A 21,445-nucleotide genomic window follows, 5' to 3' on the forward strand; every position below is an offset into this window, starting at 1 on the left:
TAAATTTTTAAAATATTTTTAATATACAAAAATTTATTCTTTTAATATATAATTAATAAATTATTATTATTATATAAAAATTTCTCTGAAATATTTTATTAACAATAATATTTTTATAAAAATTTGAAATTATTTTATTTATATTTAAATAATTATATATTTTTATAAACAATGGAAAATAAAATGAAAAATAGGAAATTTAAAATTAAAGTAATTCAAAAAAAATCTATTTACCACAATAATCCATTAAAAATATTTAACCGCATCTGTAAAACTAATAAAAATACATTACTTTTAGAATCTGCTGATATAAGCAATAAAAAAAACTTAAAAAGTATTATTATTGTAGATAGCGCATTAAGAATTTCTTTATCTAAAAATATTGTTTATATAAAATCATTAACAAAAAATGGTTTTAATTTTATGCAATATCTAGAATTAATTTTACCAAAATATATTAAAAAAAAAAGAAATAAAGATATTTTAGAATTAAAATTTCCAAATTCCTTAAATCAAAACTTAGACGAAGATTCTAAGTTAAAAGAAAAATCTGTTTTTGATATATTTAGAATAATTATAGATAATATTAATCATATAAAAAAATATCCAAAATCTATTTTTTTTGGAGGTTTATTTTCATATGATTTAATATCATATTTTGAAAAATTACCTAAAATAAAAAAAATACAAAAATGTCCAGATTTTTGTTTTTATTTATCTGAAACTATGATTTTTTTAAATCATGCAAAAAAAAAATGTATTATTCAATCTACAATTTTTAATAATGAAAAACATGAAATTAAAAAAATTCAAAAAAGAGTTAAATATATTAAAGACATTATTAACAAAAAAGAATTTAATTTAATTAAATTTAAAAAAAATAATCCCGTTATTAAATATAATAAAAGTAATATTCAATTTGCGAAAATAATAAAAAATATAAAAAAATATATCAAAAACGGTGATATATTTCAAATCGTTCCATCTAGAAAGTTTTATATGCAATGTTTATCACCTTTGCATTCATATAAAAATTTAAAAAAAAATAATCCTAGCCCATATATGTTTTTTATGCAAGATGAAGATTTTACATTATTCGGTGCATCTCCTGAAAGTTTTTTAAAATACAATGCATATACTAGAAATATAGAAATTCATCCTATAGCAGGAACTAAACCTAGAGGAAGATTTAAAAATGGTAAAATTAATTATGATTTAGATAACAAAATAGAATTAGAAATGAAATTAAATAAAAAAGAATTATCAGAACATATTATGCTAGTAGATTTAGCAAGAAATGATTTATCTAGAATTTGTCAAACAGGAAGTAGATATGTAAAACAATTAATTAAAGTGGAAAAATATTCACATGTCATGCATTTAGTTTCTGTTATCAAAGGAATCTTAAAGAAAGAACTAGACGTATTTCATGCTTATCGTGCATGCATGAATATGGGAACATTAACAGGTGCTCCAAAAATTAAAGCTATGCAATTAATCTCTAAGATAGAAAAAGAAACTCGAGGAAGTTATGGAGGTTCTATTGGATATTTTACTGGAACAAAAAAATTTAATACTTGTATAATTATTCGATCTGCTTATATCGAAAAAGATATTGCTACTATACAAGTAGGAGCAGGTATTGTATTGAAATCTATTCCTAAAGAAGAATGCTTAGAAACATGGAATAAAGCGTATGCTGTAATTAAATCTATTAATAATTCTCAATTAAATTAGGAAAAAAATATATGTCTGAAATTTTACTATTAGATAATTTTGATTCTTTTCTTTATAATTTAGTAGATTTATTACGAAAAAATTCGCATCAAGTAACTATATATAGAAATAATGTTTCTACAATAGAAATTATAAAAAAAATTTCTTATATGAAAAATCCAATATTAATACTATCTCCAGGGCCAGGAAATCCAATAGATGCAGGATGTATGATGAAAATAATTTCTATTTTAAAAAACAAAGTTCCTATTTTAGGAATATGTTTAGGTTATCAAGCACTTATAAAATTATATGGAGGAAAAATTTCTCACGCAAAAAAAATTATTCATGGACAATCTTCTACAATTTATCATGATCATAAAAAAATGTTTTATAATATAGATAATCCAATACAAGTAGCTCGTTATCATTCTTTAATCTGTAAAAATATTCCAAAAAATTTTATTATTAATTCTAAAAAAAAAAATATAGCTATGTCTATTAGAGATGATGATTCTAAAATATGCGGTTTTCAATTTCATCCAGAATCTATTTTAACTACTATAGGAGAAAAAATTTTAAAAAATACAATTCAATGGATGAATACATAATAAATAAATTTATTTAAATTAATTTAAATATAAAAATATTAAATAATGTATTTATTATATATTTAACATTGTAAAAATATTTTCAAAGTTATATCTACTTAAAATTAATATTTTTTAAAATAATAATTTAGTAAAAAAATAATTATTTAATATTTTTATATTCTGTTTTACATATATAAAATATTTATTTTTTTAACATATCAAATCTTTTATTAAATAATTCAATTCTTCCTCCAGTATCAATAATTCTTTGTTTACCTGTATAAAATGGATGACATTTAGAGCATATATCTAAATTTATATCTTTTCCTAAAGTATTAAAAAAAGTAATAATATTTCCACAAGAACAACGTGCAGAGTTAGAGAAATATTTAGGATGAATATTTTTTTTCATAAAAATTCCTGTAAAAAACATATATAGAGTTAATATAATATATTAAATATAAAAAATAAATATTTATTTTCAAAAATCTTTAATTATATAATTTTAAAAAATATTATAACTTAATTTAAAATTTTTAAAAACTTTTATAAAGAAAAAAAAATGACAACTATATTAAGTATACGATCTAAAAAAAAAATAGTAATTGGTGGAGATGGACAAGCGACTTTAGGTCATACAGTTATGAAAAGCAATGTTAAAAAAGTTCGATCTTTATATCATAATAAAGTTTTAGCTGGATTTGCAGGAAGTACCGCGGATGCATTTACTTTATTTGAATTATTTGAAAAAAAATTAGCTATGTACAATGGGCATTTAAAAAGATCTGCTATAGAATTAGCTAGAGATTGGAGAAGTGATAGCTTTCTTAGAAAGTTAGAAGCATTATTAGCAGTAGCAAGTAAAAAATCTTCGTTAATTATTAGTGGAAATGGAGATGTAATTAAACCAGAAAATAATATAATAGCTATTGGATCAGGAGGATGTTACGCTCAAGCAGCAGCCTTAGCTTTATCTCAAAATACTGAATTGAGTGCTGATCAAATTGTTCAAAAATCTTTAAAAATTGCTGCAGATATTTGTATATATACAAATCATAATTTTACTATAAAAGAAATATTGATAGAAAATTAAGGAAAAAATTATGTCTAATATGACTCCTCAAAAAATAGTAAAAAAATTAAATAAATTTATTATTGGTCAAAAAAAAGCAAAAAAAGCAGTTGCTATTGCGTTAAGAAATAGATGGAGGCGCATGCAAGTTAATCCAGAACTAAGAAATGAAATTACACCAAAAAATATTTTAATGATTGGACCTACAGGTGTAGGAAAAACAGAAATTGCTAAAAGATTAGCAAAACTTTCTAATGCTCCGTTTATTAAAGTAGAAGCAACAAAATTTACAGAAGTAGGATATGTGGGAAAAGAAGTAGACTCTATAATTAGAGAATTAACAGATATTTCTATAAAAATGATTCGCGTTCAAACTTTACAAAAAAATAAAAAAAAAGTAAAAAAACTTGCAGAAGAAAGAATTTTAGATGTTTTAGTTCCAGGTGCTAAAAAACATTTACAAGAAAATGATAAAGAAAATGAACGACCATTAAAAACAATTCAAAGTTTTCGCAAAAAACTAAAAGAAGGTAAATTAGATGATAAAGAAATTGAAATAAATGTATTAGGATCATCTATGGGAATTGAAATTATGGCACCTCCCGGAATGGAAGAATTAACAAATCAATTACAATCATTATTTCAAAATTTAGGAGGAGTAAAAAAAAATCTAAGAAAACTTAAAATAAAAGATGCTATGAAAATTTTAATCGAAGAAGAAGCTTCAAAATTAATTAATCCTGAATCCTTAAAAAAATCTGCTATTCACGCAGTCGAACAAAATGGAATAGTATTTATTGACGAAATTGATAAAATTTGCAAAAGAAACAATTCATCTGGACCAGATGTTTCTAGAGAAGGAGTTCAAAGAGATTTATTACCTTTAATAGAAGGCTGTACTGTGTCAACTAAATATGGAACTGTAAAAACAGATCATATATTATTTATTACGTCTGGTGCATTTCAAATATCTTCTCCATCAGATCTAATACCTGAATTACAAGGAAGATTACCTATTAGAGTAGAATTAAATGCATTAACTGTAAATGATTTTGAAAAAATTTTAATAGAACCAAAAACCTCAATAACTACACAATATAAAGCTTTATTAAAAACAGAAAATGTAAATATAGAATTCACAAAAAATGGAATTAAAAAAATTGCAGAAACATCATGGAAAATTAATGAAAGTATCGAAAATATTGGAGCACGAAGATTATATACAGTATTAGAAAGATTAATGGAAGAAATATCTTTTTATGCTAGCGATAATTACGGAAAAAGTATTATTATTAACGCAAATTACGTAAAAAAACATTTAAATAAATTAATATCTAAAGATGACCTTAATCAATATATTTTATAAAATTATTTTTATATAAATTATAATTTTATTGAAAAAATTTTTCTTATATCTAATAAAAAATTATTAAACATAAATTTTTTAAAAAAATAGAAATTTAAACTTTAAATATTAATATGTAAATAAAAAGATATATTAATATTTAAAAAAAAAAGAAAAATATAATTTCTAGGATATATATATGACCGTCTGGATAAAAGCTAAAATACAAAAAATTAAATATTGGAAAAAAAACTTATTATATTTATCTTTAAAAGCATCAATAAATAAATTTATTGCAGGACAATTTTCTAAAATACGTATTGAAAATTTAAATAAAAATCAAAAAATTCAAAGAGCTTATTCATTTGTAAATCCTCCTCATTCAAATAAAATAGAATTTTTTATTACACTAATTCAACAAGGAGAAATGAGTAAAAAATTAATAAAATTGAAAGAAAAACAAGAAATTTTAATCTCAAAAGAATCTTATGGATTCTTTACACTTAAAGAAATTCAAAAATCAAAAATGTTATGGATGTTTTCTACTGGAACAGCAATTGGACCATACCTGTCTATACTACAAGAAAAAAAAGATACAGAAAAATTTGAAAAAATTATTTTAGTGCATTCAGTACGATATTTTTCTGATTTAAAATATTTAAATTTAATTAATAATATACATAAATTATATAAAGGAAAATTACTTGTAATTATTACAATTACTAGAGAAAATAAAAAAAATTTTTATTATGGACGAATTCAAAAACTTTTATTAAATAAATCACTTGAAAAAAAATTATCTGTAAATATAAATAAAGAAAACTCTAATATTATGTTATGTGGAAACCCTAATATGGTCGAAGACTTATTTAAATTTTTTGTAAAAGAAAAAAAAATGACAAAAAATCTTCGAAGAAAACCTGGAAATATTACTAGAGAAAATTATTGGTAAATATATTAATACAGTATTTTTTAAAATATTAAATTTTTTAAATTTTGATATAAAACTTTTAAAAAAATAATATAACTAATAAATTTATTAGAAATATTATTAATAAAAGAAACAAAACAGAGTACTAAATATCATATTTTAAAATATGTACTCTGTTTTTTAAAATAATTTTATAATATTAATACATATTTTTAAATAAATAATTACATAAATCTATTGTAAAAAATAAGAATACTGAGCTACTGGAATATCATCTTGAGATAAAATACATTGCGCACGAATTCCAAAATGCTTAAACGGAAAGCTTAATTCACCATTAGGATTAATTAAACTTGAATGATATAATAATGTAAAAGCAATGTTGCCATCAGGTAATTTTTTTATAATATAATTAGTAGACGCATCAGTTTGAGGATAATTTTTAAACTTAGGACATAAATTTAAAAAAGTTTTTACAGCTTCAGATAAAATTTTATGATTAGCATAATTAGAAATTAATTGTCTATCTTTTAAATCTGTAAAATTTTTTTTTAAACTTTCAACAATTACTTGATCACATTCTGAATCTATATATACATCATTAAATTGATAATGAGTATTTTTTAAATCATCTAAATCAAAATTTACACTTAAATGATCTGTTTCTTGTAAAGAATTATAATTTATTTGTAAATCTTCTAATAACATAGCATTTGATTGAGGATCAATAATTCTTTCTATGTCAATCCAATGTATATTACTTATTTCAGGAATAAAAATACTATCTTGAGATAAATCTGATATTAAATTACAAATATCTAATAATTTTATTTGTAATTTATTAAAATGATATTTATTTAAATTATGATCTTTTATATTATCATTTTCTATATATTTCATATCTTGATTATGTATCATTCTAGAATGAAATTTATTATATTTTGAATATAATTTATGTGCAAAAGAAATTTTTGTATTTATAATATAATTATTCATTTCATAAATAAATTTTGTATTTGTTTTAAATTTATTTAAAAAAATTACATCTTTTATATAATTAATATCTTTTGATTTAGAATAAAAATTCTTTATATCATAATTAATGTAATTTTTTTGATTTATATAAGAAATATTATTATAATTATTTAGATTATTTTGTATATTTAAATGGAAATCAGGTATCATATTTTACTTCCTTGATATAAAATTTATTTAAAAATATTATATATTTTTAAATAAAAATTTTAAAAAAAATATGAATTTATAATTTTAAAAAAAATTCTTAAAAGTTATATATTTTAATAAATTCATATTAAAAAATCATAAATACTCTCATATTATAGTATCTTAAACAAAATATTACTATAAAAAATATACTCTAAAATAATATATCTCATTTACATTCTAGAAAAGAATAATTACATAATTTTAAAATAATACATAAAAATATATTAAGTAACTAATTAAATTAATAAAATTATATATTTCAATAAATGTATATAAAGTAAATTTTATAAAAAAATTAAATTATTTTAATTTAACTAAATATATTAACATTTTAAATATTTATAGAAAAATATTAAAAAAATTAAATAATTTTATGTTAAGAAAATTTATAAATTAAAAAAATTTTATTAAATTAAAATACTTTAAAATAAAAATTTTTTAATTTAAAACTTTTAATAAAAAATTATTTTAAAAAATATAAATAAAATTTATTTTATATTATTAATATAATTTAAAAAATAAATCTATATATCATCTTTAATTTTTTGTACAAGTATTAGGCTAAAAATTAAAACACAATTTATAATTAAAAAAACACCGTTCCAACCCCAATAAAACCAAAATATTCCTACAAAACTTCCAAATAAACTTGAACCTAAATAATAAAAAAAAAAATATAAAGAAGATACATCTAAATTATTATTTTTAGACATAATACTAATTATGCTACTTGCAGTAGAGTGAGCAAGAAAAAAACCTGTTGTAAAAAAAACTAAACCAATTAATATTAAAAAAATTAAATTATAATAAGTTAGCATTACACCTAAAATCATTAAAAATAAAGAATAAATAAAAATATTTATTCTTCCATATCTTTCACCTAAAAAACTTGCTTTAGGAGAAATATATACACCAATTAAATATATTACTGATAAATAAGAAATATACATTGAATGAAATAAAAATGGTTTCATTATAAATCTATATCCAATATAATTAAATAAAGCTACAAAACTACCCATAAATAAAAAACCAACTATAAAAAATACTACACAAGACTTAATTTTAAATGGCATAAAAAAATTTTTTATACAAGATTCAAAACTTATAACAGAATTTTTAAAATTTTTTGATTGAGGTAAATTTAAAAAAAATAACAGTGTAAAAAATAAAGATACTGTTCCAACTACTATAAATACATAACGCCATGAAAAAAATCTTACAATAATATTACTAATTAATCTACCTATAAACCCACCAATAGTATTTCCACTAATGTATAAACCAATACATAATGGTAAAGTCTTTAAATCAACTTCTTCACTTAAATAAATAATAGCAACTGACGTAACTCCACTTAATGATATACCAATTAAAAATCGGACAATTACAATTTCTATCCAATTTGTAGAAAATGCACATATTAATGTCAATAATGCAGCTATAAATAAAGATAATGACATAATATTTTTTCTACCTAATTTATTAGAAATTGGACTCATAAATAATATTCCAATAGCCATTGAAGCAGTAGAAATAGATAATGCAAAACTACTTTCAGTAGGAGTTAAAAAAAAAATTCTTGAAAAAATAGGCAAAATAGGTTGTATAGAATATAAAATTGAAAAAGTAGAAAAACCAGCTAAAAATAAAGATATCACAGTTTTATAAAAATCTTTTGTATCTTTTTGAATATAACTTTTTAAATAATTTTTTTGAATATATCGATGATTTAAAGCATTTTTTTTAACTATATTATTAATCTTTAAGGCATTTTTACACATCTAAACTTCCTTATATTTGATTTTTTTAATGTATAAATATTTTTTAAAAAAAAATTTAAAAAATTAATTATAAAAAATTTTTAATAATATATATATCCATCATATATATGATTAGCGGTACCAATCATGTATATACAATTTTTTTTTGGATTAAATTTTATAGTAATACTTCCTCCTTGTAATATTACATTAACTACATTTGATAACTTTTTTTGTTTAATTCCAACCATTACTGCCGCACATGCACCACTACCACAAGATTTAGTTTCACCTACACCTCTTTCAAAAACACGCAAAAATATATTATTTTTATTTAATATTTGCATAAATCCTACATTTACTTTATTAGGAAAAAAATTATGACTTTCTAAAATAGAACCTATGTTTTGTACTGGAGCTTTAAAAATATCATTTACAATGATAACACAATGAGGATTTCCTATAGATACAGCACCAAAAAAAATTTTTTCTGAATTAATTTTTAAAGAATAAATATCTTTTTCTATAATACTTAAACAAGGAATATTTTTTGGATTAAAATTTGGAGAACCAATATTAACTAAAACTTTATTTTTATTTTTAATTTTTAAAATCATAATTCTATTTTTAGTACTTACTATAATTTTTTTTTTTTTTATAAGTTTTTTATAAAAAACAAATCTAGCTAAACACCTTGCTCCATTTCCACACTGTTCAACTTCAGATCCATCAAAATTAAAAATACGATAATTAAAATCAGTATTTTTAACTTTAGGAGATTCAATTAATAACAATTGATCAAATCCAACACCTGTATTACGATGAGAAAATGATTGAATAATTTTTTTATTTAAAAAAAATTTTTGAGTTAAAGTTTCTACTACCATAAAATCATTTTGCAATCCATGCATTTTAGAAAAAAATAATTTATTTTTCATAATATTATATATAAATTAAAATTAATGTGATTGAACAAATACTGATATAAAAAATAAAAACTAATCTAATAAAAATTTTTACTAAAATTATAAAAATGTATTATTTAAAATACAAAGTCTATTAAGGAAAATATGTTTAAAAAAAATAAAATAAAAAAATTAAATACAACAAATTTTCATAAATTAACAAATAAAATATTTATTAAAATAGAAAAATATTTAGATAATTTTAGTGAACAATTAGATATTGATTATGAATCTAATTTTCAAATAATCAAAATCAATATTAAGCTAAAAAATGAAATAATTATTAGTAAACAAGAATTTTTGAAACAAATTTGGATTGCTACAAAAGATCAAGGATATTATTTTGAATATATAAATAATCAATGGTTTTGTAAAAGAAATAAATGTGAAATATTTCAACTTTTAAATAATATTTTTATAAAAAAATATTAAATAACATATTTAAATCAATATTTATTTCGGCGAAAGAGGATTTGAACCTCTGACCTACTGGTCCCAAACCAGTTGCGCTACCAAGCTGCGCTATTCGCCGATAATATAATATAACAATTTATATAAAAAATTATTTTATGATTTATATAATAAATCTTAAATATAATTTATGGGGTGGCTAATGGGGTTTGAACCCATGACAACTGGAATCACAATCCAGGACTCTACCAACTGAGCTATAGCCACCAAATATATTTGTATCTAAATAAATATATTATAATTTTAAAAAATTATCAATATAATTATTATTAATATATATTAATAATTTTTTAAAATTATCAATATAATTATTATTAATATATATTAATAATTTTTTAAAATTATCAATATTATTAATAATAATTATATCATACGCCTGACAGGATTCGAACCTGAAACCTCTATTTTCGGAAAATAGCGCTCTATCCAACTGAGCTACAGGCGTTTTTATAAATATATGTAAAAATATAATATAACAAAAAAATATTTTTACTAATATGCAATATAAATTTATAATTATTAAAAAATAAATTATATAATAATTTTATTTCTAAATAGATACAAGCCTTATAAAAATATAAATGATACAAATGTAATATATTTATAAACATAATTTGTATAAAAATATATTATAAAAAAATTATTTATCCACGTTTCATTAAATCAAAAAATTCTTCATTAGTTCGACTTACAGATAATCTATTAATTAAAAATTCTATTGCATCTATTTCAGATAAAGGATGAAGAATTTTTCTTAAAACCCACATTTTTTTTAATTCATGCGTTGAAGTTAATAATTCTTCTTTACGTGTACCAGATAAATTATAATCAATTGCTGGAAATACTCTTTTTTCAGCAATTTTTCTAGATAAAGGTAGTTCCATATTTCCTGTACCTTTAAATTCTTCATAAATTACTTCATCCATTTTAGATCCAGTGTCTACTAATGCAGTAGCAATTATCGTTAAACTACCACCTTCTTCAACATTTCTTGCTGCTCCAAAAAATCTTTTTGGTCTATGTAATGCATTAGCATCTACTCCACCTGTTAAAACTTTACCAGAAGATGGAACAATAGTATTGTATGCTCGTGCTAATCTTGTAATTGAATCTAAAAGAATAATAACATCTTTTTTATGCTCTACTAATCTTTTTGCTTTTTCAATAACCATTTCAGAAACTTGTACATGACGTAATGCTGGTTCATCAAATGTAGAAGCTATAACTTCTCCATGTACTAATTTTCTCATTTCAGTAACTTCTTCAGGTCTTTCATCAATTAATAATACCATTAATACACAATCTGCATGATTATGAGCAATACTTTGTGCAATATTTTGAATTAACATAGTTTTGCCTGCTTTAGGAGGAGCAACAATTAATCCTCTTTGTCCGCGGCCTATTGGAGAAGCTAAATCTAAAACACGAGCAGTTAAATCTTCAGTAGATCCATTTCCTCTTTCCATTCTTAAACGCAAATTAGCATGAGTTGGCGTTAAATTTTCAAATAATATTTTATTTCTTGCATTTTCTGGTTGATCATAATTTACTTTATTTACTTTTAATAAAGCAAAATATCTTTCTCCGTCTTTAGGAGGTCTAATTTTTCCTGAAATTGTATCACCTGTTCTTAAATTAAATCTTCTTATTTGACTAGGAGAAACGTAAATATCATCTGGACCTGCTAAATAAGAACTATTTAAAGATCTTAAAAATCCAAATCCATCTTGTAATATTTCTAATACTCCATCTCCAAAAATATCTTCTCCACTTTTAGCATGTTGTTTAAGAATAGAAAAAATAATATCTTGTTTTCTCATACGAGCTAAATTTTTTAAACCAACTTTTTCTCCAAGTATAATTAATTTTGATACAGGGGTATTCTTTAGAATTGTTAGATTCATAATGATAGGTTCTTAATAAAATAGAAATATGATGTGTGAAAAATATGTTCTTGAAAAAATTTTACTAAATTTAAAAAAAATAATTAGAATATATACTTCAAATAAATTTATAAATTTATTTTATATGCTTATTTAAAAATAAACATAATTGTTCTTTAGATACAAAACCAATACTTTTATCAATAACTTTATCTTTTTTAAAAAGTATTAAAGTAGGTATGCTTTGTATAGAATAATCAGATGTAGTTTTTAGATTTTTTTCAATATCAATTTTTATAATTTTTAAATTCTCTATATATTCATTATAAATTTCTTTTAATATAACTGATAAAGATTGACATGGAGCGCACCAAGTTGCCCAAAAATCTACTAAAAGATATTTTTTGTTTTCTATTAAATATTTTTTAAAATTTTTATCTGTAATGTTTTTAATTTTTTTAGTCATAAATAAAATCTCTAAATTTTCTGCTTTAAAAGTAATTTTTTAATAAAATAATTAACATAAATTATAATGTATGATAAAAATTTTTTAATTTTATCGCATGATAAAATTAAAATTATTTAAAATAATTTTTTAAATAAAAAAATATCACTTTGATCAATTTTGATTTACTAAAAATATCAAATTATATTATTTAGTTAAAAAATTAGAATATTTTTAAGAAAATAAAAAAATTTTCTTAAAAATAGTTTGCATCATAATAATTTAAAATATAAAAAAATTTTAAAAATAATATTTAAATTAATAAATTTATAATTTTAATTGAATTTTTTTCATATCTGTCATATATTTTCTTAAATTTCGTCCAACATGCTCAATAGGATGATTATAAATTTCTTCATTAATATTTTTTAATGTAATATTATCTACATCATTTGAAACTAAAAGATTTCCTAAATCTCCATATTTCAAATTAATTACAAAATCTTTTAATAAAGGAATTGCATTTTTAGAAAATAAATAATTACCATATTCAGCGGTATCTGATATTACAACATTCATTTCAAATAATTTTTTTCTAGCAATAGTATTAGCGATCAAAGGTAACTCATGTAAAGATTCATAATATGCAGATTCTTTTCGAATACCTGAATTTAACATAGTTTCAAACGATAGTTCAATTCCTGCTTTTAAAAGCGCAACCATAAATAAACCATGTCCAAAATATTCTTCTTCTGGAATACTACCTAAATATTCTGGAGAATTTTCAAACATAGATTGTTGTGTTTCTTTTCTCCAATTTAGTAATTTTGTGTCTTTATTATTCCAATCTTTAATCATATTAGAAGAAAATTTACCTGAAAGAATATCATCCATATGTTTTTTAAATAAAGATTTAAAAATTATTTTTAAATTTTTAGCTAAATAAAACGCTCTAATTTTAGATGGATTAGATAATCTATTCATCATTAAAGTTATACCTCCATGCTTGACAGCTTCTGTAATAACTTCCCATCCATTCTGTATTAGTTTTCCAGAATATCCTGAATCATGCCCTTCATTTAATAAATATTCATATAAAACTATAGAACCTGTTTGTAATAAACCACATAATATTGTTTGTTCGCCCATTAAATCAGATTTTACTTCAGCTGAAAAAGATGAATGTAATACACCAGCTTTATGTGAACCTAAAGCAAATGCCCATGCTTTAGCATATTCTAAACCTTTTTTTAAAATATTATTTTTTTTATGTACTGCAATTAATGCTGGAACTCCAAATCCTCTTTGATATTCTTTTCGTACTTCTGTTCCAGGACATTTTGGAGCAACCATAATTACTGTAATATCTTTTCTAATAATTGTTCCCATTTCGACAATATTAAAACCGTGAGAATAACCTAATATAGAATTTTTCTTCATTAATAATTGTAATTTCTTTACAACATCTGAATGTTGTTTGTCTGGAGTTAAATTAATCACTACATCAGCTTTAGGAATAATAGCTTTATATGTATCTACATAAAAATTATTTTTTGTAGCACGTAACCAAGATTTATTTTTTTTTAATATACTTTCTTTACGTAATGCATATGAAATATCTAATCCAGAATCTCTCATATTTAAACCTTGATTTAAACCTTGAGCACCGCATCCAACAATTACAATTTTTTTATTCTTTAAAATTTTTAACCCATTATTAAAATATTCTTTTCGAATAAATTTACATTGGTTTAATTCTTGAATTTTCTGACGAAAACTTAACTTATTAAAATAATTCAACATTCTTAAATAACTCCATTATTGATAAAAAATTACATTTTAAGTACAGAAAATAATAATTTTAATTTAAATAATTATATCAAACTATATTACTTTAAAAATTTTTTAATTTATTTTTATCTCTAACTGCTCCTTTATCTGCACTCGTTGCAAAAAAAGAATAAAATTTTAAAGCAGAAGATATTACACGTTTTCTATTCTTAGGAGTAAATGGTTTATTTTTTTGATTTTCTACAAGAAATCTTTTATTAATTTCTTCTTTAGAAATAAGTAATTTTAAAGTACGTTTTACAATATTTATTTCTATTAAATCAGTATTTTTTACTATAGAAATTAATCCTTTATTTGCAGCTTCGGGAGAAATATGTCCTACAGATAAACCAGAAGTTCCACCTGAAAATCTTCCATCTGTTATTAATGCACATAATTTATCTAAACCCATGGATTTTAAATATGTTGTAGGATATAACATTTCTTGCATACCAGGACCTCCTTTCGGTCCTTCATATCTAATAACAATAACATCTCCAGCACAAATTTTTTTATTTAATATAGCAAAAGATGCTTCTTCTTGTGATTCATAAACCTTAGCAGGTCCTTTAAATATTTGTAATTTTTTATCAACACTGGCAGTTTTAACTATACATCCATCTAATGCAAGATTTCCATATAAAACTGCTAAACCACCATCTTGACTGTAAGCATTTTCTACAGATCGAATACATCCTTTTTTTCTATTTAAATCTAACGTCTTCCATCTAAATGATTGTGAAAAACCTTTTATTGTTCTGAGTCCTAAAGGCCCAGCTAAAAAAAATTTTTTAATTTTTTTATCTTTTGTTAATAAAATATCGTATTTTTCACATGTTTGATCTAAAGTTAAACCAAGTATATTTTTTACTTGAGAGTATAGTAATTCTTTTTTATTTAATTCAGATAATATAGCAATAACACCTCCTGCACGATGTACATCTTCCATATGATACAAAGAGGTACTAGGAGATACTTTACATATATGTGGTATTTTTTTAGATAAAAAATTAATATCTTTAATTGTAAAATTTACTTTTCCTTCTTGAGCTGCAGCTAATAAATGCAAAACAGTATTTGTAGAGCCTCCCATAGCAATATCTAAAGACATAGAGTTTAAAAAAGAATGTTTATTAGCTATTTCACGAGGTAAAAAATTTTTATAATTGTTTTTATAATAATTTTGAGTAATTTTAACAATTAATTGAGCACTATCTAAAAATAATTTTTTTCTATCAGAATGTGTAGCTAATAAAGTACCATTTCCTGGAAGCGCTAAACCTAATGCTTCTATTAAGCAATTCATAGAATTAGCAGTAAACATTCCTGAACAGGAACCACATGTAGGACAAGCTGATTTTTCAATTTGATCTACATCTAAATCAGAAAAATGAGGATTTGCACCACTCATTATAGCATCTACTAAATCTAATTTAAAATTATTTAATAAATTATTTTGCGAATTAATTTTTTTTCCTGCTTCCATAGGTCCACCGGAAACAAAAACTGTAGGAATATTTAATCTTAAAGCACTCATCAACATACCAGGAGTAATTTTATCGCAATTCGAAATACAAATCATAGAATCTACACAATGTGCATTAATCATATATTCTACTGAATCTGCAATTAATTCACGTGATGGTAACGAATATAACATTCCTGAATGACCCATAGCAATCCCATCGTCAATTGCAATAGTATTAAACTCTCTTGGAATACCACCTGATTTATATATTTCTTTTGAAATTATTTTTGATACTTCTCTGAGATGAATATGACCTGGTACAAATTCTGTAAAGGAATTTACTACAGCTATAATTGGTTTACCAAAATCTTGATCTTTTATTCCAGTTGCTCGCCATAAAGCTCTAGCTCCAGACATATTTCTTCCATGTGTACTTTTTTTAGAACGATATTCAGGCATAATTTTTATTCCATAAAGCATATTTAATAAAATATTTTTTAAATCTGTATAAATAAATATTTTTATAAATAAAAAATTTATAAAAAAAATAAATATTTTATACACACTCTCTTTATAAAAATTTATTATAAAAACACATTAAAAAAAATGTATAAAATATTTTTATCTAAAATTTTATTAAATACTGATTTTTAAAAATATTGAAATTTATTTTTTTTTTTATGATAATATTTTTATGCAAGGGTGGAGGGATTTGAACCCCCAACAGTCGGTTTTGGAGACCGATGCTCTGCCAATTGAACTACACCCTTATTATTTAAAAACAAAAATTAAATAAGACATTATTTTATATAATACAATTTTATAAAAAAATCAAGAAAAATTATTATCTTTAAACAAATTTAAATTAATCTTTTTTTAAAATTATATGAAATACTAAATATTTAATTTACTATCATGTATAATATACTAAATACTAAAAATTTTAAAAATATCCAAAAAATATATTTAAATAATTTTAAATTTTAATATTATAAGAAAATTTATTAAGAGTATAAAAAAATGAAAGTTCCAATTTATTTGGATTACGCCTCTACTACTCCAGTAGACCCTATGGTTGTTAAAAAAATGATAAATTATTTAACCATAGATGGAACATTTGGAAATGCTGCATCTAGATCACATAAATTTGGATGGTCTGCGGAAGAAGCAGTAAATATTTCTAGATTTGAAATAGCAAAATTAATTCATGCTGATCCTCGTGAAATTATTTTTACTTCTGGAGCAACAGAATCTAATAATTTAGCTATAAAAGGAATTACAAGTTTTTATAAAAAAAAAGGTAATCATATTATTACTAGTCAAACAGAACATAAATCTGTTTTAGATACATGTCGATATTTAGAAAATAAAAATTTTAAAGTAACATATTTAAAACCAAAAAAAAATGGTTTAATTGATTTACAAGAATTAAAAAAAAAAATATCTAAAAAAACTATTTTAATTTCGATTATGCATGTTAATAATGAAACCGGAGTAATACAAAACATAAAAAAAATATCTAAAATTTGTTCTTCAAAAAATATTTTTTTTCATGTCGATGCAACTCAAAGTATAGGAAAAATACCTTTCGACGTTAATCAAACTAAAATTAATTTATTATCTTTTTCTGCACATAAAATTTATGGACCTAAAGGTATTGGAGTATTATATGTGCGAAGACAACCAAGAATTAGAATTTTACCACAAATACATGGTGGAGGACATGAACGAGGAATGAGATCTGGAACATTAGCAGTACATCAAATAGTAGGTATGAGTGAAGCTTGTAGAATTTCTAGAAAAAGAATGAAAAAAGATTACTTACGAGCAACAAAATTAAGAAATACCTTATGGAAAGGATTATCAGAAATTCAAGAAATTCATTTAAATAGTAATTTAGATCTAAAAAAAGGAACCCCTTATATTTTAAATATAAGTTTTAAATATATTGAAGGAGAATCTTTGATCATGTCTTTAAAAGAAATCGGAATTTCATCTGGATCGGCATGTACATCAGCTAGTTTAGAACCATCATATGTATTAAAATCAATTGGTTTAAAAGATGAATTAGCACATAGTTCTATTAGATTTTCTATAGGTCGTTTTACAAAATTAAAAGATATTCAATTTACAATCCAATTAATTAAAAAATCCGTTCAAAAATTACGAGATTTATCTCCTTTATGGGAAATGTTTCAAAAAGGTATTAACTTAGATGAAGTAAACTGGAATATATAATTAATTGAAATAATTTTAAATTTAAACAAAGGAATATAATATGACATATAGTAAAGAAGTTTTAGATCATTACGAAAATCCTAGAAATGTAGGATCATTTTCTAATAAAAATAGCAAAAAAATAGGAAGTGGTTTAGTTGGAGCACCAGCATGTGGAGACGTAATGAAATTAGAAATAAAAGTTAATAAAAAAGGAATTATTGAAGATGTACGTTTTAAAACATATGGATGTGGTTCTGCTATTGCATCTAGTTCACTAATTACAGAATGGATCAAAGGAAAATCTATAAATTCTGCAAGTCAAATAAAAAATAAATCTATAGCAAAAAAATTAAGTTTACCACCAGTTAAAATACATTGTTCTATTTTAGCTGAAAGCGCTATAAAAGCTGCAATTCAAGATTATAAAAAAAAAAATCAAATTAAATAAAATATTTTTTATATAATATAAAAAATTATTCACAAATAAACTTTAATTTATAAAATTAAAATCAATAATAGAGAACGTATGAATTATTTTTCTTACTTTAAATTACCAGAAAAATTTGATATTAATATAAAAAAATTATCTAAAAAATATTATTCTTTACAAAAAAAATATCATCCTGATTTTTTTGTAAACTGTTCTTCTAAAAAAAAAAAAATGTTTTAAAAAAATCTATTTATATTAATAAAGGTTATAAAACTTTAAAAGATCCATTAAAAAGAATGCAATATATTTTAAAATTAAATGGATTTAATTTAAAATCAACAAAAATAAATATTAATCTCGATCAATCTTTTTTAAATAAACAATTTAAATATTACCAAAAATTAAATAAAATACAAAAAAATCCAAATAGTTCTCAAAAAATTAACTCATTTTACAATCAAATTGATCAATTAAAAAAAAAATACCAAAAAAAAATCTTGAAGAAATTTAAAGAAAAATCATGGAAAAAATCTTTCTTAATATTTCAGAAAATATTATTTTTAAATAATTTTCAAAAAAAAATTAAAACTTAAAAATAATTACAAAATTTTATGAACTAAAATTTTCAATAAATTCATTAAAATTAAGAGTTTACTTTATATGCCTAAAATAAAATTTTTACCACATAAAAAATTATTACCGAATGGAGGATCTTTTTACGGAAAAGAAGGAGAGTCCATTTTAGACGTTGCTTTAAAAAATAAAATAAAAATAGAACATGCTTGTGAAAAATCATGTTCTTGTAGTACATGCCATTGTATAATTAAAAAAGGATTTTATAGTTTATCTCAAATTACTGAAAAAGAAGAAGATGTTCTAGATAAAGCATGGGGATTAACTGAAACTAGTAGATTATCATGTCAAGCTAAATTAGGAAAATCAAACATTGAAGTTAAAATTCCTAAATATACTTCAAATCATAACTAAATATATAAAATAATTTATATAAAATCATTTTTTTTTAGAATAGGGATTTAAACTATTTTTAAATTCTAGAATTAAAGGAATACCAGATAAATTTAAAGCAGATTTAAAAAAATTATTTAAATACTTCTTATATGTTTGACATAAATTATTTACTCTATTTCCATGTATCACAATGATTGGTGGATTTATTCCACCAGAATGAGCGTATTTTAATTTTGTACGAATATAACTATTTTTAGATACAGGTTTTTGATTTTTTATTGCTTTTTGTAAGATTTTTGTTAATAACATACTACTATTTTTTTGACTCTTTAAAAAATAAATTTTTTTAATAGATTTTAATATAAGATTTCTAATATTTTTTGTAAAAATAGCAGAAATATAATAAAATTTTAAATTTTTAATAAACCGAAAACGAAATAAAAAATTTTTTTTAAACAAAAATTTATCTGTTGTATTTAATAAATCCCATTTATTCAATAAAATAATCATAGGAACGCCAGAGTTATAAATTAAATTTGATAACACTATATCTTGATTAGAAATAATTTTTTCTGTAACATCAATAACTAATATTGATAAATTTGAATTTTTTAAAGTAATAATAGATTTTTTAACAAAGATATTTTCTAAATTATTATATATTTTAGATTTTCTTCTTATTCCAGCTGTATCAAAAAAAATGTATTTTATTTTATCAAAGACTGTAGATACTACAATAGTGTCTCTTGTTGTTCCAGGAATATTCGAAGTTATAATTCTGTTATTTTTTTTTATTAATCTATTTATTAATGTAGATTTCCCAGCGTTTGGTTTTCCAACAATAGCTATTTTAATAATAGATTTATAATTTTTTGAAGAATAATCTTGCTCAGACATATTAATTTTTTTTTTAAAAAATTTATTATTTTTTAAAAAAAATAATAAATCTTTTTTAAATATATTTAAACTTTTATAATTTAAAGCAGAAATTTTATATATTTCTCGAAAACCTAATTTATAAAAATCATTTATATAATCAAAATTTTTTATTTGATCTATCTTATTTATAATTAAAATAATTAGTTTTTTAGATTTTCTTAATTTTTTAGATATTTCTTGGTCTAAATATGTTAATCCAATTTCAGCATTAACTATAAAAAATATTATATCAGATTCAAAAATAGCTAAATTATTTTGAATCAATATTTCTTTTCTTAAAATATCTTTTTTTAATGGAAAAAAACTAGCTGTATCTATTAATTTTATTGTGTATTTTTTTAATAAAAACAATCCAATTTGTCGATCTCTAGCTAAATTTGAATATTTTTTTAAAATTAAAGATTGTTTAGTTTTTGTTAGATAATTAAATATTGTGGACTTTCCTACATTTGAATTTCCAATAAGTGCGATTTTTAAGATCATTTTTTATTTTAATACCTAATTTATAAAATAAAGATTTTTCAAAAAATTAAATAAATTATAAGAAAATTAATTAAAAGAAATATTATTATTAAATTCTAAAAAATTTAATTGACTATTTGTAGAAATATTTTTATTTATATTTTTTTTATATATTTTAGAAATATTACTCCATGGATATTGATTCATATAATTTAATGTTTGCGCAGAATATTCTGAATTTTTTAATTCATACTTCATTTTTAAACTTTTAAAAAATAAAAAATTTTTTGTATGTGAATCTTTAATAAAAGATTCAGAAATTTGACTATTCTTAGCTACAACAGACATATATTTTTTATTAAAATATGGATCTAATAATTTAAATAAATTTAAAAATCCATAAAAATTATGGTTATCTTCAAAAAATTTTAAAGAACATTTATGCCCTATATAATCCATAGTTTTTTTGTAGTTAATGAAATCAAATTTAGGCATATACTTTTTTAAAACAGGAAAACTTCTCAAACAAAAAATACCAGACAGAAATAAAACAGAAACAAAAAAATAAATAAATATTTTATTTTTTTTTAGATTCATAAAAATCACATACCTTATTTTTCTTAAATTATTAAATATAATATATAAATATATAAGTTTTTCAAATGAAATCAATAGTTTTATAAAAAAAAATTAATTTTAAACAACTTATGAACATT

Annotated in this window: 21 protein-coding genes and 4 tRNA genes; 11 read left to right on the forward strand and 14 right to left on the reverse strand. The window is 21.0% G+C overall.

Going from position 1 to position 21,445, the window contains the following annotated elements; translation table 11 throughout:
- Nucleotides 1-183 precede the first annotated feature (183 nt).
- Nucleotides 184-1,737 carry an anthranilate synthase component 1 gene (locus AB4W57_RS02185; RefSeq protein ID WP_367677510.1) on the forward strand — a complete coding sequence of 518 codons (1,554 nt, stop codon included), beginning with the start codon at nt 184-186 and terminating at the stop codon, nt 1,735-1,737.
- Between the two features lie 11 nt (nt 1,738-1,748).
- Nucleotides 1,749-2,327: an aminodeoxychorismate/anthranilate synthase component II gene (locus AB4W57_RS02190; protein ID WP_367677511.1), complete on the forward strand. Its 579-nt coding sequence runs from the start codon at nt 1,749-1,751 to the stop codon at nt 2,325-2,327.
- Nucleotides 2,328-2,511: 184 nt separating this feature from the next.
- Here AB4W57_RS02190 and rpmE read toward each other — a convergent pair whose 3' ends face one another.
- The gene (rpmE, locus tag AB4W57_RS02195; RefSeq protein ID WP_367677512.1) at nt 2,512-2,721 is read right to left on the reverse strand and encodes a 50S ribosomal protein L31; all 210 of its coding nucleotides are present in this window, start codon (nt 2,719-2,721) and stop codon (nt 2,512-2,514) included.
- A 150-nt stretch (nt 2,722-2,871) separates the two neighbouring features.
- On the opposite strand from rpmE, the gene hslV reads away from it, so the two are divergent.
- The 3 genes from hslV (at nt 2,872) to AB4W57_RS02210 (ending at nt 5,678) form a co-directional block, all read left to right on the forward strand.
- Nucleotides 2,872-3,402, forward strand: a complete 531-nt coding sequence (gene hslV, locus AB4W57_RS02200) for an ATP-dependent protease subunit HslV (RefSeq protein ID WP_367677513.1) — start codon at nt 2,872-2,874, stop codon at nt 3,400-3,402.
- Nucleotides 3,403-3,412: 10 nt separating this feature from the next.
- Nucleotides 3,413-4,747, forward strand: coding sequence for an HslU--HslV peptidase ATPase subunit (hslU, locus tag AB4W57_RS02205; RefSeq protein ID WP_367677514.1), 1,335 nt, complete (start codon nt 3,413-3,415; stop codon nt 4,745-4,747).
- A 178-nt stretch (nt 4,748-4,925) separates the two neighbouring features.
- Nucleotides 4,926-5,678, forward strand: coding sequence for an FAD-binding oxidoreductase (locus tag AB4W57_RS02210; protein ID WP_367677515.1), 753 nt, complete (start codon nt 4,926-4,928; stop codon nt 5,676-5,678).
- A gap of 213 nt (nt 5,679-5,891) precedes the next feature.
- Here AB4W57_RS02210 and AB4W57_RS02215 read toward each other — a convergent pair whose 3' ends face one another.
- The 3 genes from AB4W57_RS02215 to dapF all read right to left on the reverse strand — a co-directional run bounded on the left by AB4W57_RS02215 (nt 5,892) and on the right by dapF (nt 9,585).
- On the reverse strand, nt 5,892-6,842 hold the full coding sequence (locus AB4W57_RS02215; protein WP_367677516.1) for a hypothetical protein: 951 nt from the start codon (nt 6,840-6,842) through the stop codon (nt 5,892-5,894).
- A 566-nt stretch (nt 6,843-7,408) separates the two neighbouring features.
- Nucleotides 7,409-8,668, reverse strand: a complete 1,260-nt coding sequence (locus AB4W57_RS02220; protein WP_367677517.1) for an MFS transporter — start codon at nt 8,666-8,668, stop codon at nt 7,409-7,411.
- A gap of 80 nt (nt 8,669-8,748) precedes the next feature.
- Nucleotides 8,749-9,585 (reverse strand): diaminopimelate epimerase, encoded by an 837-nt coding sequence (dapF, locus tag AB4W57_RS02225; protein ID WP_367677518.1) that lies wholly within the window; start codon nt 9,583-9,585, stop codon nt 8,749-8,751.
- Between the two features lie 132 nt (nt 9,586-9,717).
- On the opposite strand from dapF, the gene cyaY reads away from it, so the two are divergent.
- On the forward strand, nt 9,718-10,044 hold the full coding sequence (gene cyaY / locus AB4W57_RS02230; protein ID WP_367677519.1) for an iron donor protein CyaY: 327 nt from the start codon (nt 9,718-9,720) through the stop codon (nt 10,042-10,044).
- Between the two features lie 26 nt (nt 10,045-10,070).
- Here cyaY and AB4W57_RS02235 read toward each other — a convergent pair.
- From AB4W57_RS02235 to AB4W57_RS02270, 8 genes are all read right to left on the reverse strand, one after another.
- A tRNA-Pro gene (locus AB4W57_RS02235) sits at nt 10,071-10,144 on the reverse strand.
- Between the two features lie 70 nt (nt 10,145-10,214).
- A tRNA-His gene (locus AB4W57_RS02240) sits at nt 10,215-10,290 on the reverse strand.
- Between the two features lie 164 nt (nt 10,291-10,454).
- A tRNA-Arg gene (locus AB4W57_RS02245) sits at nt 10,455-10,528 on the reverse strand.
- Between the two features lie 199 nt (nt 10,529-10,727).
- Nucleotides 10,728-11,987, reverse strand: coding sequence for a transcription termination factor Rho (rho, locus tag AB4W57_RS02250; RefSeq protein WP_367677520.1), 1,260 nt, complete (start codon nt 11,985-11,987; stop codon nt 10,728-10,730).
- Nucleotides 11,988-12,102: 115 nt separating this feature from the next.
- Complete coding sequence (trxA, locus tag AB4W57_RS02255) at nt 12,103-12,432, reverse strand: thioredoxin (protein ID WP_367677521.1); 330 nt, start codon at nt 12,430-12,432, stop codon at nt 12,103-12,105.
- Between the two features lie 306 nt (nt 12,433-12,738).
- Nucleotides 12,739-14,211: a ketol-acid reductoisomerase gene (ilvC, locus tag AB4W57_RS02260; protein ID WP_367677729.1), complete on the reverse strand. Its 1,473-nt coding sequence runs from the start codon at nt 14,209-14,211 to the stop codon at nt 12,739-12,741.
- Between the two features lie 94 nt (nt 14,212-14,305).
- Nucleotides 14,306-16,168 carry a dihydroxy-acid dehydratase gene (gene ilvD, locus AB4W57_RS02265; RefSeq protein ID WP_367677522.1) on the reverse strand — a complete coding sequence of 621 codons (1,863 nt, stop codon included), beginning with the start codon at nt 16,166-16,168 and terminating at the stop codon, nt 14,306-14,308.
- A gap of 238 nt (nt 16,169-16,406) precedes the next feature.
- Nucleotides 16,407-16,479: transfer RNA gene (locus AB4W57_RS02270), tRNA-Trp, on the reverse strand.
- Nucleotides 16,480-16,729: 250 nt separating this feature from the next.
- Between AB4W57_RS02270 and AB4W57_RS02275 the strand changes: the two genes are divergently transcribed.
- From AB4W57_RS02275 to fdx, 5 genes are all read left to right on the forward strand, one after another.
- Nucleotides 16,730-17,947, forward strand: coding sequence for an IscS subfamily cysteine desulfurase (locus AB4W57_RS02275; RefSeq protein WP_367677523.1), 1,218 nt, complete (start codon nt 16,730-16,732; stop codon nt 17,945-17,947).
- Between the two features lie 40 nt (nt 17,948-17,987).
- Nucleotides 17,988-18,377, forward strand: coding sequence for a Fe-S cluster assembly scaffold IscU (gene iscU, locus AB4W57_RS02280; protein WP_367677524.1), 390 nt, complete (start codon nt 17,988-17,990; stop codon nt 18,375-18,377).
- Nucleotides 18,378-18,455: 78 nt separating this feature from the next.
- Nucleotides 18,456-18,599, forward strand: a complete 144-nt coding sequence (locus AB4W57_RS02285; protein WP_367677525.1) for a hypothetical protein — start codon at nt 18,456-18,458, stop codon at nt 18,597-18,599.
- Nucleotides 18,600-18,613: 14 nt separating this feature from the next.
- Nucleotides 18,614-18,952, forward strand: a complete 339-nt coding sequence (gene hscB / locus AB4W57_RS02290; RefSeq protein WP_367677730.1) for a Fe-S protein assembly co-chaperone HscB — start codon at nt 18,614-18,616, stop codon at nt 18,950-18,952.
- A gap of 67 nt (nt 18,953-19,019) precedes the next feature.
- Complete coding sequence (gene fdx / locus AB4W57_RS02295; RefSeq protein ID WP_367677526.1) at nt 19,020-19,346, forward strand: ISC system 2Fe-2S type ferredoxin; 327 nt, start codon at nt 19,020-19,022, stop codon at nt 19,344-19,346.
- 24 nt (nt 19,347-19,370) lie between these two features.
- Here the strand turns inward: fdx and der are convergent, their stop codons facing one another.
- Nucleotides 19,371-20,750 (reverse strand): ribosome biogenesis GTPase Der, encoded by a 1,380-nt coding sequence (gene der, locus AB4W57_RS02300; protein ID WP_367677527.1) that lies wholly within the window; start codon nt 20,748-20,750, stop codon nt 19,371-19,373.
- Nucleotides 20,751-20,816: 66 nt separating this feature from the next.
- The gene (locus AB4W57_RS02305) at nt 20,817-21,326 is read right to left on the reverse strand and encodes a hypothetical protein (protein WP_367677528.1); all 510 of its coding nucleotides are present in this window, start codon (nt 21,324-21,326) and stop codon (nt 20,817-20,819) included.
- Nucleotides 21,327-21,445: the final 119 nt, after the last annotated feature.

Origin of the sequence: Buchnera aphidicola (Chaitophorus populicola) (assembly GCF_964058995.1) — a bacterium.
Lineage (GTDB): Bacteria > Pseudomonadota > Gammaproteobacteria > Enterobacterales > Enterobacteriaceae > Buchnera_J > Buchnera_J aphidicola_BO.